We start from the raw sequence: 16,667 nt of genomic DNA on the forward strand, positions 1-16,667 counted from the left end.
TCTGATGCTCGCACTGATTCTCGGGGCGCTGCGGGCCCGAGCGGGCCAGGCTGTCGCACTGCTGGTGCTGACCGCGCTCGCGGTCACCGCAACCACCGCCGCCCCCTGGTACGCCGCTGCGGCCACCCGCACGGTCGCCGAGGCGGCCGTCGCCGACGCCGGGCCGGGCCAGTTGGCCGCCCGGGCGACCGGCCGGATCGAGCTCGACGGCCCGGACCTGCCCCGCGACCAGGTGGTCGACCCCACCACCGGTGACCGGGCCGCCCTCGACGCCGCCGGCGCCGACCTGCTCGACCAGGCCCGCCACGACGGCTCGGCGACCATCGGATTCCCGGACGCGCGGGCCAGCAGTGCGGTCTGGAGCCTCGGCACCCTCGCCTCCGGGGAGACCGGCGTCTCCGCCGACCTGGTGCACCGGGAGCAGATCTGCACCTATGTGAGAGTCACCGGCAGCTGCCCCCGCGCCCCCGGCGACGTCCTGATCAGCGCCCGGACGGCCGAGCGGCTCGGCGTCGAGGTCGGGGATCCGATCACCCACCAGGCGAGCCGCCAGGCGACGATCGCGCTCACCGTCACCGGCACCTACCAGGTCGCCGACCCGCATTCGCCGTACTGGGCCTTCGGCCTGCTGAGCACCGGGGCCGGCACCGACGACGCGGACGCCGACAACGGCGATCCGGCCTTCGCCACCGCCGGCACCCTGGCTGCCGCGCCAGCGTCGATGCTCTCCCTCGACCACCATCTGGTGTTGCCCGGTGCCGCCTTCGTCGACGGGGTCGACGTGGCCGGCGAGCTGCGTCGCCCGGCCGGCGACGGCAGCGGGCGCTGGTCGGTCCGTACCGACGCCGGCGTCCTGGTCGACCAGATCACCCGGCACCGCCAACTGGTCAACCTGGGCGTCGGCGTGGCCGCCGGCCAGCTGCTGCTGTTGTCGTGGTTCGCCCTGTTCTTCGCCGTCCGGCACACCGCCGAGCACCGCCGCCGCGACCTGGGACTGGTCAAACTCCGGGGCGGTGCCCGATGGCGGGTCTGGCTGCTCACCCTCGGGCAGAGCGGGCTGCCGATGCTCGTCGGCGCGCTGGTCGGTCTGGCCACCGGCCTGCTCTGCGCCCGGCTGCTCGCCGGTGCCGCACCGGACCCGGTCCGGCTCGCCACCGCCGCCGGACTCGCCGCCGCGGCGGCCGGTACGGCGATCGCCGGCGCCCTGATCGCCGCGATCGCCGCCGACCTGCGTAACGCCCGCGCCGGCGTGGTGGACCTGCTCCGGCACGTCCCGGCGCGCCACCGGGGATGGCGAGCCGACGTCGTCGATCTGATCGCCGTCGCGGTCGCGGTCGCCGGGCTGTACCAGGCCTACACCGCCACCACCGAGCCGGGCGAGGTCAGTGGCGTCGTGCTGTTGGCCCCCGCGCTGCTGGCGCTCGCCGTCGCGTTGGTGGTCGGTCGGTTCGTCACCCCCGGCGCGGCCCGCGCCGGTGCCGCGTTGCTGCGCCAGGGCCGGCTGCCCGCCGCGTTGGCCGCGCTGCACCTGGCCCGCCGGCCGGGGACCGCTCGGCTCGTCGCGTTGCTCACGGTGGCGGTGGCGCTGTTCGGGACGGCGATCTCCGGCTGGACCGAGTCGGTCGACGCCCGCGCCGTCCGGGCCACCCACACCGTCGGCACCGACCAGGTGCTCACCGTGCAGGCCCGCAACCGTGCCCACCTGATCGCCGCGGTCCGGGCGGCCGACCCGTCCGGACGGCAGGCGATGGCGGTGGTGCGCAACTCCAGCGGGCCGGCTCACCACATCCTGGCCGTGGACACCGCGAGATTCGCCGCCGTCGCAGCCTGGCACCCCCGGTACGGGCCGGCCGCCGCCGAGGTCGCCGCCGCGTTGACCGCGCCGGTCACCGGGGTCGCGGTGGCCGACGGCGAACTGCGGCTGACCGCCGTCGGGCCGGCCGACGTACCGGTCAGTGTCGTCGCCCACCTGGTCGACCCGATCGGGAATCCGGTGACAGCGGTCTTCGGCCCGCTCGGGCCCACCCTCGCGGAATATCCCGCGACGGTCGAGGGCTGCGGCACTAACGGCTGCCGGCTCACCTCGCTCGAACTGCGTCAACCGGGCTGGAACGGTCGGCCGATACCGGCGGCGGAGGGGGCGGCCGTCACCCTGCGGGAGCTGGCCGGCCCCGCGACACCCGCGCTCGACCGCGACTTCTTCACCGACCTGCGCAACTGGCGCGGCCCGGTGGCGGCCGGCGAGTACGGGCCCGGGTTGGCCGTCGATGACGACGGGCTGACCGTCACCGCGCCCCGGCCGGGCCGGGAACGGTCCACCCGGGTACACGTGATCGAGACCCCCGTGCCGCTGCCGGTGGTGCGCACCGGCCCGGAACTCGCCCCGGACCTGCCCGGCGACCCGCGACTGGAGGTCTTCGGAGACGACGACCTACCGGTGCGGTACGTGGCGGTGGCCGACGCGCTGCCGCAGGCCCGGTTCCGTGGCTACCTGGTCGACCTGGAACTGGCCGACCGGCTGGCCGGCGGCGCCGGCCGGGGCGACGTCCCGCAGGTGTGGTTGGCCCCCGACGCCCCCGGTGACCTGATCGACCGGCTCACCGCGCAGGGCCTGACGGTCATCGACGTCGAGTCCCAGGCCGAGGTGGTCGGACAGCTCGGCCGGCAGGGTCCACCATCGGCGTTGCGGTTCCAACTGGCCGCGGGCCTCATCGGGCTGCTGTTGGCGGCCGGCGCGCTGATGGTCGTCGCGGCGGTGGAACGCGACGACCGGGCCGCCGAACTGACGGCACTGCGGGTGCAGGGTCTGCCGGCCGGTGCCGTCGCGCGGATCGCCTACGGCGGGTACGTCGTCGCCGGGGCGCTCGCCGTGGTCGTCGGACTGGTGGTGACCGTCGTCGCCCGGTTGCCCGTACTGCGGACGATGCCGGTCTTCGTCGACAACTGGGCGGTGCTGCCGCTCGAGATCGGCCCGCGACCGGTGCCGCTGGTGATCACCCTGGTCACCGCGACGGTCGTGCTCGGCTGCGCCGCTGTCTTCGCGGGCCGTCGCCTGGCCCGCGCCGTCGAGTCGGACGCCGGCCGACCCGGTGCCGACGACGCACCGGCCGCCGGCCGTTCCGGTGCCGGTGGACCCCGTACGGGCGGACCCCGTGCCGACGACCCGCCGGCCGAGGGGAGGCACGGATGATCTCACTGCTGTTGTCGATGGTGGCCGCCCGGCGCGGTCAGGCGATCGTGGTCTTCGTACTCAGCGTCTTCGCCACGGCGGCCGCGGTGACCGGCCCGGCGTACCTGGCCGCCGCCGACCGGGCGGTGGTGGCCGCGGAGACGTCGGCGGCCACCCGGGCACAGCGGACCGTCAGTCTGTCGGTTCCCGAGTCGCTACCCGGCCAGGAGAGCGCCTTCCAGGCTGTCACGAACGCGGTCGGCGACCTGCCCGGCTTCCGGACCGTCTACTCGGTACGGTCACCGATCCTCGGGATAGAAACCGCCCCCACCGCCGAGTCGTACCTGGTCTTCCGCGAGGACGTGTGCGCCAACCTGAAGATGGTCGAGGGCCGGTGCCTGATCTCGCCGTACGAGGTTGTCGTCGGCGTCGACACGGCCCGCGAGTTGGGGGTGGTCCCCGGCCAGGGAAAGACCATCACCGTGGCCAAGTACGACCAGATGCGACGGACCTTCATCCCGGCGGGCGCGCCGGCCGAGGTCACCGTCGTCGGCGTCTACGCGCCGCTGGATCCGCAGGCGCTCTACTGGGGCCGTACGCCGTACTTCGTCCCGGGCACGTCGAACGCCTACCGGGAGCCGGTCTTCACCGGCCGGTTCACCGTGGACGGCATCGACCGGGAAGGCGATTTCCGCAGCGTGGAGGCGTTGGCCGGCGACGACGCCTTGCGCCCGGACCGGCTGGCGGCCCTCGACCGGCAACTCGACGACATCAGCGAGCGGATCACCGGAGAAAACGCCGGGTTCGTCCTGCTGACCGATGACGTGTCGCCGCTGCTGGACCGGATCGTCGCCGCCCAGTCACTGACCCGCCAGGTGGTGCCGGTCGCGGCCGTACCGCTGGTGGTCCTCTGCCTGTTCGTCATCTTCATGGCGGTCGCCGCCGGGACCGCCGCCCGCCGTACCGAGCTGGGCCTGCTCGCTCTGCGCGGCACCCCGCAGCGGGCCCGTTGGGGTCTGGTCGCCGGTGAACCGGCGGCCGCCATCGCCCTCGGCGCACCCGTCGGCTACCTGCTCGGATCGGTGTTCGTCGGGATCCTCGCCGGCCTGCGGTTGGAGGAGGGCCGGTTCGCGCCGGTCACCTCCGGTACGGCCGTGCTGGCCGCCTGCGCGGCGTTCGTCGGTGCCCTGCTCGCCGGGCTGCTCGCCCAACGCCGGGAACTCGCCAGCCCGGTCGTCGACCTGCTGCGGCGGGTGCCGCCCCGGACCCGACTCTGGGCGTCGTTGCTGGTCGAAGCGGTCATGCTCGCCCTGACCGTCGTCGCCGTCGCCCAGCTACGGATCTTCGACAGTGAACTGGTCGGCCTGTCGTTGCTGGTGCCGGGGCTGATCGGGGTGACCGTCGCGCTGGTCGCCGCCCGCCTGGTGGCCCCACTGACCGGGCGACTCGGTGCCGCCGCGCTGCGTCGGGGCCGGCTCGCCGCCGCGCTGGGGCTGCTGCACCTGGCCCGCCAGCCGGCCGGTCAACGCCTGTTCGCCCTGCTCACGGTCACCGTCGCGGTGACCGGTTACGCGGCCGTCGCGTTCGACGTGGCCGAGCAGTCGCGGTCGGCGCGGGCCGAGGTGCAGGTCGGCGCCGCCCGGGTGGTGACCGTGCTGCCGGTCGACGCCGGGACGCTGCTGACCGCCGTGCGCAGCGTCGACCCTGACGGCGGGTACGCGATGGCCGTCGGCCGCTCCGGCGCCGACGCCAGTACCGGTGCCTACCTGCCGGTGCTGCTGGCCGACACCGCCGCCCTGGCCGCCACCGCCCGCTGGCGGCCGGAGTTCGGCCCCGCCGGTGCGGCCGAGGTCGCCGACCTGCTGCGGACACCCGCCGACGCGCCGATCGCTGTCGACGGGACCGAACTGGTCGTGGAGTTGATCGTCGGCGCGCCCCGCCGGATCGAAGCCGGGACGCCGCTGCGGGACGTCCGGTTCACCGTGCATCTGCGGTCACCCTCGGGGCGTCTGGTCGCGGCGTCGGTGACCGCGAGCGCCGGCGAGCGCGGCTACCCGCTCGCCGTCGACTGCGCCGACGGCTGTCAGCTGGCCGGCTTCTCGGTCCGACCCGAACGGCCCGGCGGCGGTCCGGCGACGGCACCGGACGAAGGCCCCGCACCGGTCGACCCGGACGTGACGGTGACCGGGCTGGCCGTCGACGGCACCCGGCTGCTCGATCCGGCCACGTTGAGAGACGAGACCAGGTGGCGCGGACAGTCCGACGCCCCGGTCGAGGTCGACCCGTCCGGGCTGCGGGTACCGACCGCGGACGTCGCCGACCCGTGGATCGTGCCGACCGACACCCCGTTCCCGCTGCCGGCCCTGATCACCCAGGTCGACGACCGGCCACAAGGGCTCCAGCGCACGACCACCATCCGGCTGGACACCGGTGTACCGGTGGAATCGGTGACCGAGGAGCCGGTCGGGGTGCTACCGGCCGTGGGCACCGGGGGGCTGCTGGTCGACCTGGAGTACGCGGTACGGGCCGTACCGGAGAACACCCTGCTCGACGCGGCGCAGGTGTGGCTGAGCCCGGACGCCCCGGCCGACGTCGCCGAGCGGCTCGACGCCGCCGGGCTCACCGTGACCGGCGAGGTCACCCCCGAACAGGTGCGCCAGCGGCTCGACCGGACGGCACCGGCCCTGGCGATCTGGTTCCACCTGCTCGCCGCCGCGCTCGCGGTGGTGTTGGCCTGCGCAGGGATCGTGCTACTGGCCGTGGTCGAACGGCGTCGTCGTGGTGAGGACCTGGCGGCGCTGGTCGTCCAGGGACTGCCGGCGCGGACCGCGGCCCGTTCGCTGGGCTGGAGCGCGGTGCCGGCGGTGGTGCTGGCGACCGTCACCGGCCTCGGTGCCGCGCTCCTGGCCTGGTGGGTGACAGGCGACTATCTGCCGGTCGCCGTCGACGGCGACGTCGCGCTGGCCCCGGTGGCCTGGTCCCGGCCGGTTGCCGTGCTGCTTCCGGTGATCGGCGTCATGCTGCTGTTCGGGGTGGTGGCGCTGGCGTTGGGACGTACGGTTCGCGTGCGAGACTAGGTAACCATGAGCGACCCACGTACCACCCCGTCGATCTTCACCCGCGGCGCGGTAGACCTGAGCTCCCTGCGCAGCGCCGCGCCGGCCACCCCGCGTCCCGGCACCGGGGGCCCGACCAACGCCGGTGGCGGACCGGCTGCCGGTCCGAGCGCTCCGGCCGGTGCGCCGGCCGGCGGCGGCGTCGCCGTCATCGACGTGACCGAGGCCACCTTCCAGGCGGAGGTCCTCGAACGATCGATGACCACACCCGTGGTCATCGACTTCTGGGCCGAATGGTGCCAGCCGTGCAAGCAGCTGTCGCCGATGTTGGAGCGACTGGCCGCCGAGGGCGGCGGCGCCTGGGTGCTGGCCAAGATCGACGTGGACAGCAACCAACGCCTGGCGCAGATGTTCCGGGTGCAGAGCATCCCCATGGTGTACGCCGTGGTCGGCGGCCAGCCGGTCGACGCGTTCGCCGGTGTCGTACCCGAGTCCCAGCTCCGGCAGTGGATCGGCGCGGTCCTCAAGGCCGGCGGCGTCGCCGTGGAGGCGCCGGAGGATCCTCGGCTGAGCGAGGCCGACGAGGCCCTCATGATGGGTGACCTGGACGCCGCCGAGCAGGCGTACCGCAAGATCCTCAACGAGGCACCGGCGGACGCCGTCGCGGAGTCCGGGCTCGCCCAGGTCGCCCTGGCCCGCCGGGTGCAGGGCGTGCAGCCGGCCACGGTGTTCGCCGCCGCGCAGGCCGCTCCGGACGATGTGGCGGCACAACTGCTGGCCGCCGACGTCGAGGTGCTCAGTGGCCAGGCCGAGCAGGCCTACCAGCGGCTGATCGACCTGATCCGGCGCAGTGCCGGTGACGACCGCGAGACGATCCGCAAGCACCTGGTCTCGTTGTTCACCGTGGCCGGACCGGACGACCCGGTCGTCACCAAGGCTCGCCGCGCCTTGGCCAGCGCGCTGTTCTGAGTTCACGCCGATGCGCCGGATCGCCGTGCTCGACGCACCGTCCAACCTTGGTCTGCGCCCGCCGACCGGGACGTCGGTGCCGGGCTGCGCGAAAGCCCCCGGCGCGCTACGCGACCACGATCTGGTCGCCCGGCTCGCCGCCCGCGACGCCGGTTGCCTCACCCCGCCCCGGTACGACCCGGCGGACTGGCGTCCCGGAGACGGGGTCTGCCACGCCGGGTCGATCGCGGCGTACTCCGTGGCGCTCGCTGGCCGGATCGGCGCGATCATCGACGCCGGAGAGTTCCCGGTGGTACTCGGTGGCGACTGTTCGATCCTGCTCGGTTCGGCGTTGGCCATGCACCGGCTCGGTGAGGCGGTCGGAGGCCGGATCGGGCTGGTCTTCGTCGACGGTCACTCCGACTTCCGGCACCCCGGCAACGCCTCGTACGTCGGCGCCGCCGCCGGCGAGGATCTCGCCCTGGTGACCGGGCGGGGCCAGCCGGATCTGGCGGCGATCGAGGGCCGCCGCCCGTACTTCCGGGACATCGACGTGGTGGTGCTGGGCATCCGTACCCAGGACGAGTACCGCCTCGACCTGCAGGCGGCCGGCATCGTCACCCGGCCGGTCCCGGCGTTGCGCGCCGAGGGCGCGGCACGCAGCGCGCAGTGGGCCCGGGACCAGCTGGTCGACTGCGCCGGATACTGGGTGCACGTCGACGTGGACGTACTGGATCCGGCGGTGATGCCGGCGGTCGACGCGCCCGATCCGGGTGGCATCGCCTTCGCCGAGTTGGAGGCGCTGCTCGCCGAGTTGGTCGGCACCCCGCACTGCCTGGGCGTGGAGATCACCGTCTTCGACCCGGACTACGACCCGGACGGTACGCACGCGGCGGAGATCGTCTCCACGGTGGTCGCCGGGCTTCGTCCGGTCCACGCCGACCAGGGTGTCGCCGGCTCGGCACCGACATCGCCACCCCCGGAGACGGCGGACACCCCTCCGGCGACGGAGGCCGCGACGCCAGCTCCGGTCGTCGAGCCGACCGCTAACCTGGTTGAGCAGGATCCGCCGGCGGTGGCGGCGTTGCGGCCTGCGGTTCCACCGGTTCCGCCGGTGACGTTGACGGTCGCCGACCGGATCGCGCCGCGTGGGGCGACCAAGCCAGGACGGCTACGGCGGCCGACGCCGTCCCCACGGCCCGCTGCCGCAGACTCCGTCGACTCGACGCCGCAGCCGACGACCACGACCACCGAGGCACCAGCTCCTTCCGAAGACTGAGTCAGTCCCGATGGTGCGTTGTCAGTAGGTCGAGCACGGCTTCCCACTGGAATGGACCGTCCGGGACAGCCGGCCGCAGGGCGTCGGTGGCGGTGAAGCGAACGCCAGCACCGGCGAGCAGGTCGATGCTGCGGCTGAAGGCTGGGTGGGCGGCGAGCACCGCCTTCGCGTACGGCGAGGCGATCACTGGCGTACCCGATCCCAACGCCTCGTTGAGGATGCCCAACGCTGCTGTGTTGTTGGTGCCGGCCGCCCACTGGTTGATCGTGTTGAAGGTAGCCGGTGCGACGATGATGGCATCGGCCCTTGGCAGAGACTTCGGTTCCTGCGGTCCGCGTGGTTCGCGTTTGACTGGGTGGCCGGTGACCCGCTCAAGGGATGCGGGGTCGACCCATTCGCCAGCGGCCTCGGTTATCACGGGATATACGTCCCAGCCGTCGCTACGGAGTTGTCCAGCCAGCTCGGCCACCTGGGCGGCCGGCGGTGCGGCGCATATGACGAGTAGGACGATGGGGGCGGCTTCGGTCATGAGTTCTGTACTCCTGCCCGGTTGGCGAGGGCTCGTAGCCCTGGTGTATCGCTGCGGCGTTCCCGCCGGAGCAGCTGGGCGATGAGGTCAGCGGCGGTGGCGTTGAGCTTGATGGCCTCGGGTACGAGGCGTTCGTACTCCAGGAGCTTTCGTACTCCAGGAGCTGGAGCATCGCTTGCGGGTCTGAGCCCCTACATCCCCCAGGGCAGCCCGCTGACGGTCAGTTGGCGGCGAGGCCGCGTAGGAAGGTTTCCGCGATCGGCACCGCCTGACCGGAACCCGATCCGCCCTGCTCCACGAAGACCGCGAACGCCAGGTCTCCCTGCCAGCCGATGAACCAGGCGTGGGTGTTGGCCGGGTCGTCGTCGTACTCGGCGGTGCCGGTCTTGCCGTGCACCGGCTCGCCCGGCACGTCCCGCAGCGCCTCGGCGGTGCCCTCGGTCACGACCTCGCGCATCATCGACCGCAGCGCCTCGGCGGCGGCGGTGTCCAGTTGCGGGCCGTCAGCTGCCGGATCCTGCGGCGCGGGGTCGACGATCAGGACCGGCTGGCGCCACTGTCCCCGGGCCACGGCGGCGGTGGCGCCGGCCATCGCCACCGGGCTGACCAGGGTGGTGCCCTGACCGAACGCGGCGGCGGCGCGTTCCGGGGCCGGCCCGCCGGTGGAGACCGCGCCGCCGAACGCCGGGGTGCCCAGGCGCCATTCGGCCTCCAGGCCGAGCAGCCGGCCGGCCTCGGCCAGGCCGTCGGCGCCGAGTTTCGGCGCGAGTTCCACGAAGGACGTGTTGCAGGACCGGGCGAACGCGGTACGGAACGGCACCGTACCCAGCTCGAAGTTGTCAGCGTTGGTGAACGTGCGCCCGTCGACGCTGGCGGCCCGGGGACAGCCCACCGGCTGGTCCGCCGTGATCGCCCCCGATTCGAGCAGGCCGAGGGTGCTGACCATCTTGAACGTCGAGCCGGGTGGCACCTGGGCGGTGAAGGCCAGGTTCTCCGTACCGCCGTTGGGTCCGTTGGCGACCGCCACCAGATGGCCGTCGCTGATCCGTACGGCGACCAGGGCGCTGCGCCGCTCCTCGCCGGCGAGAGCGGCGTCGGCCGCGGTCTGTACGGCGGCGTCGAGCGTGGTCCGCACCGGTTCGCCGGCCTGCGCTTCGGTCGTGAACAGCACGGTGTCGGTGGCGGCTACGGTACCGTCCGGTCCCGCCCGCGCGATCAGCACCGACAGGCCGGGCGTGCCCCGCAGCCGCTGCTCGTACTCGCCCTGCAGCCCGCCGTGGCCGACCAGGTCTCCGACGACGTACCGGCCGGGGTGCGTCTCCATGTCCTGACGTTGGACCGGATCCACGGTGCCGAGCAGGGCTCGGGCGAACTCCCTGGTGGGGGCGAGATCACGCCGTTCGCCGCGGAACTTGGTGCCGGGTAGGTCGTAGATCCGGGAGCTGATCTGCTGGTATGCCTCGTCGCGCAGGGTCACCACGTCGACGAACGCGTCGGGCTTGGCGGCGGCGAGCCGGTCGGGCAGGTCGGAGACGTCGATCGGTGGGTCGATGGCCGGACGGATGGCCCGGAACGCCGCGTCCAGTTGCCCGGCCAGTACGGCGGGATCCGCTACCTCGCTGGGCTGGACACCGACCACGACGACGCCGCGTGGGGTCACGATGGGTTCGCCGGTGCCGTCGAGGATCGGGCCGCGTCGCGGGGTCAGCCGGCGCAGCGCCAACTGGTCGCCGGATTCGAGCTGGTCGTGGACGACGCTCGGCTCCCAGATGACCTGCCAGGCGTCGTCGGGGCCGCGCCGCAACCGGACCGTGGTCGGGTAGCTCCACCGCAGGTCGCCGGGGAGTGTCCACTCGACGGCGATCGTGCTGGTCGCGATGTCGGCGTCGATCGTGGCATCGGACTCGCGGCGTAGCTGCGGTGGCGGGTCGCCGAGTTCGCCGACGAGCGTGGTCAGCTCCTCGCTGACCTCGGTGGCCGCGACCCGCTGGCCGGCGGTGTCGATGAAACCGATGGGGGACAGATCACCGGCCAGCCAGCCCTCGAGGAAGGCGTCGACGGTGCCGTCCGGACTGTCATCGGAGGAGCAGGCCGCCAGCAGCGTCGCGACCAGCAGCGCCCCGGTCGCGGCGGCGGCTGGCCGGAGCCGCTGACGGTGACGGCGCTGGTGGCGGTGACGCGGATCGGCGACGTTCGGCACCGTGAAACGCATGCGGCGGTCCCCCTTCCGGACGCATGGCGGACAACCGAACGGTAGTACGGCAGCGCACCGTAGGCGGTACCCGGATGGCCGGGCAAGGTGATGATCGCCGATCGGCGGGGTAAAGGCGACCATGAAGGGGTCATCAGGACCAGCCAATATCACACACGGTGTTCAAACGGTGTCGCCAACTCGACGGTCTCCTACCGATGCCCGGCGGGATCATGATTCGAGAGGCATAGGCTTGGCCGTGGTTGACCCCACAGCGTGGTGGGGCCGAGGGGAGTTTGCACCATGAACCGGCGTCCGGTGACGAAGTCCAAACGCGCGTCCTTGGCCGGTGACGACCGCCGCGAGCCTGACGCGGTACGCGGCGGCCGGCCCGGTGATCCGGATCCGACCACCGTGCCCCGACCCACCGGTCAGACCCAGGGATGGACGTTCACGCCGCCGGAGACCACGCTCGCGGCGGTCGTCGACGACAGCGACGACGCCGACCTCGACGAGCCGATGCCCAGCGCCGAGCGGTTGATCGCCCAGGCCGTCTCGCTCGCCGACGCCGATCACGACACCGCCTCGCTGGTCGACCGGTTCTGGCGGTTCGCCGCCGACGAGGAACTGATCGGCTACACCCCGCAGGAGATGCTTGCCGCCGCCCGCTCCCATCGGGAGCTCGCCGCACACCGACTACCCGGCGAGCTGAAACTACGCCTCACCGGCCCGGGTGACGGCCAGCCGCACACCGTCGTCGAGATCGTCACCGACGACATGCCCTTCCTGGTCGACTCGGTCACCGCGCTGTTGACCGAACGTCATCTCGACGTCCAGGTGCTGGTGCACCCGCTGGTGGTGGTCCGCCGGGAACCACTCGGTCAGCTCACCGAGGTCGCCGCCGACGTCGAACCCGACGACGCCATCGACGGGGACCTGGTGGAAAGCTGGATGCGGATCGAAATCGATCCCATCCGCGACCCCGACGACCGCGACCGGCTCGGCCGTGACCTGCAGCGGGTCCTCACCGACGTACGGGAAGCCGTCGAGGACTGGCCCAAGATGCGTCGGCGGGCCCTGTCCATCGCCGACGAACTCGACCGCGCCGGGCGGACGTCGAGCGTTCCGCCCGTACCCGAGAAGGACATCAGCGACTCGGTCGAACTGCTCCGCTGGCTCGCCGATGACCATTTCACCTTCCTCGGCTACCGCGAGTACCGGCTGGCGGACAGCGGTGCCGGGGACAAGGCGCTGGTCGCGGTGCTCGGCACCGGGCTGGGAATCCTCCGCCAGGATCAGACCCGACCGCGGCTGCTGGCCTCGATGACCCCGCAGGCGGCCGCCAAGGCGTTGGAGCAGCGCCTGCTGATCATCACCAAGGCGAATTCGCGGGCCACCGTGCACCGGTCCGCCTACCTGGACTACATCGCGTTCAAGATCTTCGACGCCTCCGGCGCGGTCGTCGGGGAACGCCGGTTCCTCGGCCTGTTCTCCAACGCCGCGTACCGCACCAGCGTGCAGGAACTGCCGGTGGTCCGGCGCAAGGTCGCGGAGGTGCTGGAACGCTCCGGACTGAGCCCGCGCAGCCACTCCGGCAAGGACCTGCTGCAGATCCTGGAGACCTACCCGCGCGACGAACTGTTCCAGATCCGCACCGACGACCTCTACCACGCCGTACTCGGGGTGCTGCGGATGGCGGGTCGTCGGCAGCTGCGGCTGTTCGTCCGCCAGGACGGCTACGGGCGGTTCATGTCCTGCCTGATCTACCTGCCCCGGGACCGGTTCACCACCCACAACCGGCTGCGGATGCAGCAGATCCTGCTGCGCGAACTCAACGGCGTCGGCGTCGACTACACCACCCGGGTCACCGAGTCGATGCTGGCCCGGGTGCATTTCATCGTGCGTACCGACCCGGCCGACCCACCCACCACGGTCGACGCCGACCGGCTCGCCGAACTGCTCGCCGACGCCACCCGCCTGTGGGAGGACGACTTCCGGCTCGTGCTCGACCGCAAACTCGGCGACGAGTCGGCCAAGTCGCTCTACCGGCGGTACGCCAACGCCTTCCCGGAGGGATACAAGGAGGAACACACCGCGTACCAGGCGGTGCAGGACCTGGCGAAGCTGGAACTGCTGGAGGAACCCAGGCAGCTGGAGATGCACCTGTTCCGTCCGTCCGGCGCGGACGTCGACGAACGAGACGTCCGGTTCAAGGTCTACCGGTACGGCGAACCGATGGTGCTCTCCGACGTCCTGCCGGTGCTGCACTCCCTCGGCGTGCAGGTGATCGACGAGCGGCCGTACGAGATCGGCCGCGCCGACCAGCTGATCTACCTCTACGATTTCGGGTTGCGGCTGCCGGTCGGCGCGCGGGCGTTGGCCGAGGTCCGCCCGCACGTGGAGAACGCCTTCTCCGCCGCCTGGCGCGGCGAGGCCGAGATCGACGGGCTCAACGAACTGGTGCTACGGGCCGGGCTGACCTGGCGGCAGGTGGTGGTGCTGCGGACGTACGCGAAGTATCTGCGCCAGGCGGGCACCGTCTTCTCCCAGGAGTACATGGAGTCGACGTTCGTCAGCTATCCGGCGATCGCCCGGCTGCTGGTCGATCTCTTCGAGGCCCGTTTCTCGCCGAGCACCGGCGTCGACGACGAGCAACGGCGCCGACGCGGACAGGAACTCGTCGCCTCGGTCGGGCACCAGTTCGACCAGGTCGACAGCCTCGACCAGGACCGGATCCTGCGAGGTTACCTGACACTGATCCTGGCCACCCTTCGGACCAACTTCTACCAGCGGGGGCCCGACGGCCGGCCGATCCCGTACGTGGCGGTCAAGCTCGACCCGCAGGCCATCCCGGATTTGCCGGCCCCCAGACCGAGGTACGAGATCTTCGTCTATTCACCCCGGTTCGAGGGCGTGCATCTGCGGTTCGGCGAGGTCGCCCGGGGTGGGCTGCGCTGGTCGGACCGGCGGGAAGACTTCCGGACCGAGGTGCTCGGCCTGGTCAAGGCGCAGATGGTCAAGAACGCGGTGATCGTGCCGGAGGGGGCCAAGGGCGGGTTCGTGGTCAAACCGTCCGGCGGTGCGACGCGTGGGCGCGGCTCGTCGGAGCCACCGGACCGGGAAGCGGTGCAGGCCGAAGGGGTGGCCTGCTACCAGCAGTTCATCTCCGGCCTGCTGGACGTCACCGACAACATCGTCGGCGGCCGGATCGTACCCCCGCCCCGGGTGATCCGGCACGACGGCGACGACCCGTACCTGGTGGTCGCCGCCGACAAGGGCACCGCGACCTTTTCCGACGTGGCCAACGCGATCTCGCTGTCGCGGGGTTTCTGGCTGGGCGACGCCTTCGCCTCCGGTGGTTCCGCCGGCTACGACCACAAGCGGATGGGTATCACCGCCCGAGGCGCCTGGGAGTCGGTCAAGCGGCACTTCCGGGACTTGGGCGTGGACATCCAGCGGGAGAGCGTCACGGTCGCCGGCATCGGCGACATGTCCGGTGACGTGTTCGGCAACGGGATGCTGCTATCCGACCGGTTGCGCCTGGTCGCGGCCTTCGACCATCGGCACGTCTTCCTCGACCCGGAACCGGATCCGGCCGTCTCCCACGCCGAACGGCGCCGGATGTTCGACCTGCCGCGGTCGTCGTGGGCCGACTACCGTCCGGAGCTGATTTCCGCCGGCGGCGGGGTGTATCCGCGTACGGCCAAGTCGGTGCCGATCAGTCCGCAGGTCCGCACGCTGCTCGGCCTCGACGACGCCGTCGACGTGCTGAGCCCGCCGGAGCTGATCCGGGCGATCCTGCGCGCCCCGGTGGACCTGCTGTTCAACGGCGGGATCGGCACCTACGTCAAGGCGTCGACGGAGTCGCACGCCGAGGTCGGCGACAAGGCCAACGACGCGATCCGCATCGACGGCCGGTCGGTGCGGGCGAAGGTGATCGGCGAGGGCGGCAACCTGGGACTCACCCAGCGCGGCCGGATCGAGTACGCCGCCTCGGGCGGCCGGATCTACACCGATTTCATCGACAACTCGGCCGGGGTGGACTGCTCCGACCACGAGGTCAACATCAAGATCCTGCTCGGCGCGGCGGTCGCCGACGGGGAGTTGACCGTGCCGGAGCGAGACATGTTGCTGGCCGAGATGACCGACGAGGTCGCCGCGCTGGTGCTGCGGGACAACTACGGTCAGGCCCGCGCGCTGGCCAACGCCCGCGCGCAGTCCCGCGCGCTGCTGCCGGTGCACCGCCGGCTCATCGCCGACCTGGAACAGGCCGGGCACCTCGACCGTGACCTGGAGGCGCTGCCCGGCGACGACGAGTTGGCCGAGCGGATCGCCGCCGGTGCCGACGGGCTGACCAGCCCCGAGTTCGCGGTGCTGCTGGCCTACACCAAGATCGCGCTGGAGCGGGAGGCGCTCGCCGACGGGCTGGCCGACGAACCCTGGACCGACCAGGTCCTGGTCGACTACTTCCCGACCCCGCTGCGCGAGCGGTACGCCGAGCGGATGTCGGGGCACCGGCTGCGTCGGGAGATCGTGGTGACCAGCCTGGTCAACGAAGCGGTCAACCGGGGTGGGGTGTCGTTCGCCTTCCGCACGATGGAGGAGACCGGCGCGTCCGCCGCCGACGTGCTGCGGGCCTACGTGGTGGTCCGCGACGTCTTCGGGCTCGACGAACTCTGGGCCGGTATCGACGCCTTGGACAACGTGGTGCCGACCGAGGTCCAGGTCACGGTGCACTTGGAGAGCCGGCGGCTGCTGGACCGCGCGGTCCGGTGGCTGGTCACCAACCGCCGGTCGCCGCTGGACGTGCCGGGTGAGACCGCCCGGCTGCGGGCCGGGGTCTCCCGACTGCTGCCCGAACTCGGCAGCTACTTCCGGGGCGACGAGCGCGAATCGCTGCGGGCGCACGTCGAGACGATGATCGGTCGTGGGTTGCCGGCGGAGCTCGCCGACCGGGCCACCCGGATCATGTACAGTTTTGGCCTGCTCGACGTGGTGGAGGCCGCCGCCGACACCGACCGGGACGTCACCGAGGTGGCCGCCGTCTACTTCATGCTCTCCGAACGGTTCCGGGTCGACTGGTTGCTCTCCAAGATCTCCCTGCTGCCCAGGGAGGACCGGTGGCAGACGCTGGCCCGTACGGCGTTGCGCTACGACCTGTACGCGGCGCTCGCGGCGTTGACCGTGGAGGTGCTCACCAGCACCAAGTCGGATCTGCCGGTCGGTGAGCGGGCCGAGCAGTGGGAGCAGGCCAACGCCAGCGCCGTGGTCCGGGTGAGCCGGGCGATGGAGGACTTCGCGCATTCGCCGGCCGATCTCGCCGCGCTGTCCGTTCTGCTACGCCAGATCCGGACCCTGGTCCGCACCTCCTCGGCCACCTGACCGATCGACGCCGCCGAGGCGGCATACGCTCCGTTCCAGGCCGCCGAGGCGGCATACGCTCCGTTCCAGGCCGCCGAGGCGGCATACGCTCCGTTCCAGGCCGCCGAGGCGGC

General features: G+C 72.3%; 7 protein-coding genes and 1 pseudogene. 5 read left to right on the forward strand and 3 right to left on the reverse strand.

What is annotated here, in order from left to right:
• Positions 1 to 4: 4 nt before the first annotated feature.
• From O7632_RS09275 to O7632_RS09290, 4 genes are read left to right on the forward strand one after another with little or no spacing between them, the layout of a single operon-like run.
• Positions 5 to 3,190 (forward strand): FtsX-like permease family protein, encoded by a 3,186-nt coding sequence (locus tag O7632_RS09275; protein WP_278113150.1) that lies wholly within the window; start codon positions 5 to 7, stop codon positions 3,188 to 3,190.
• Complete coding sequence (locus tag O7632_RS09280) at positions 3,187 to 6,246, forward strand: FtsX-like permease family protein (RefSeq protein ID WP_278113151.1); 3,060 nt, start codon at positions 3,187 to 3,189, stop codon at positions 6,244 to 6,246. The genes O7632_RS09275 and O7632_RS09280 overlap by 4 nt, the downstream gene beginning before the upstream one ends.
• A 6-nt stretch (positions 6,247 to 6,252) precedes the next feature.
• On the forward strand, positions 6,253 to 7,194 hold the full coding sequence (locus tag O7632_RS09285) for a tetratricopeptide repeat protein (RefSeq protein ID WP_278113153.1): 942 nt from the start codon (positions 6,253 to 6,255) through the stop codon (positions 7,192 to 7,194).
• 10 nt (positions 7,195 to 7,204) lie between these two features.
• Positions 7,205 to 8,452 (forward strand): arginase family protein, encoded by a 1,248-nt coding sequence (locus tag O7632_RS09290; RefSeq protein ID WP_278113155.1) that lies wholly within the window; start codon positions 7,205 to 7,207, stop codon positions 8,450 to 8,452.
• Between the two features lies 1 nt (position 8,453).
• On the opposite strand, the gene O7632_RS09295 is transcribed toward O7632_RS09290, so the two are convergent.
• From O7632_RS09295 to O7632_RS09300, 3 genes and pseudogenes are all read right to left on the reverse strand, one after another.
• On the reverse strand, positions 8,454 to 8,981 hold the full coding sequence (locus O7632_RS09295; protein ID WP_278113157.1) for a flavoprotein: 528 nt from the start codon (positions 8,979 to 8,981) through the stop codon (positions 8,454 to 8,456).
• Positions 8,978 to 9,160 (reverse strand): annotated as a pseudogene (locus O7632_RS32200) (hypothetical protein); the annotation flags it as partial. The gene O7632_RS09295 and the pseudogene O7632_RS32200, both read right to left, overlap by 4 nt.
• Positions 9,161 to 9,201: 41 nt before the next feature.
• Positions 9,202 to 11,193, reverse strand: a complete 1,992-nt coding sequence (locus O7632_RS09300; protein ID WP_278113159.1) for a penicillin-binding transpeptidase domain-containing protein — start codon at positions 11,191 to 11,193, stop codon at positions 9,202 to 9,204.
• Positions 11,194 to 11,475: 282 nt separating this feature from the next.
• Between O7632_RS09300 and O7632_RS09305 the strand changes: the two genes are divergently transcribed.
• Positions 11,476 to 16,554: an NAD-glutamate dehydrogenase gene (locus O7632_RS09305; RefSeq protein WP_278113161.1), complete on the forward strand. Its 5,079-nt coding sequence runs from the start codon at positions 11,476 to 11,478 to the stop codon at positions 16,552 to 16,554.
• Positions 16,555 to 16,667 lie beyond the last annotated feature (113 nt).

The sequence above is a fragment of the Solwaraspora sp. WMMD406 genome, from assembly GCF_029626025.1.
Lineage (GTDB): Bacteria > Actinomycetota > Actinomycetes > Mycobacteriales > Micromonosporaceae > Micromonospora_E.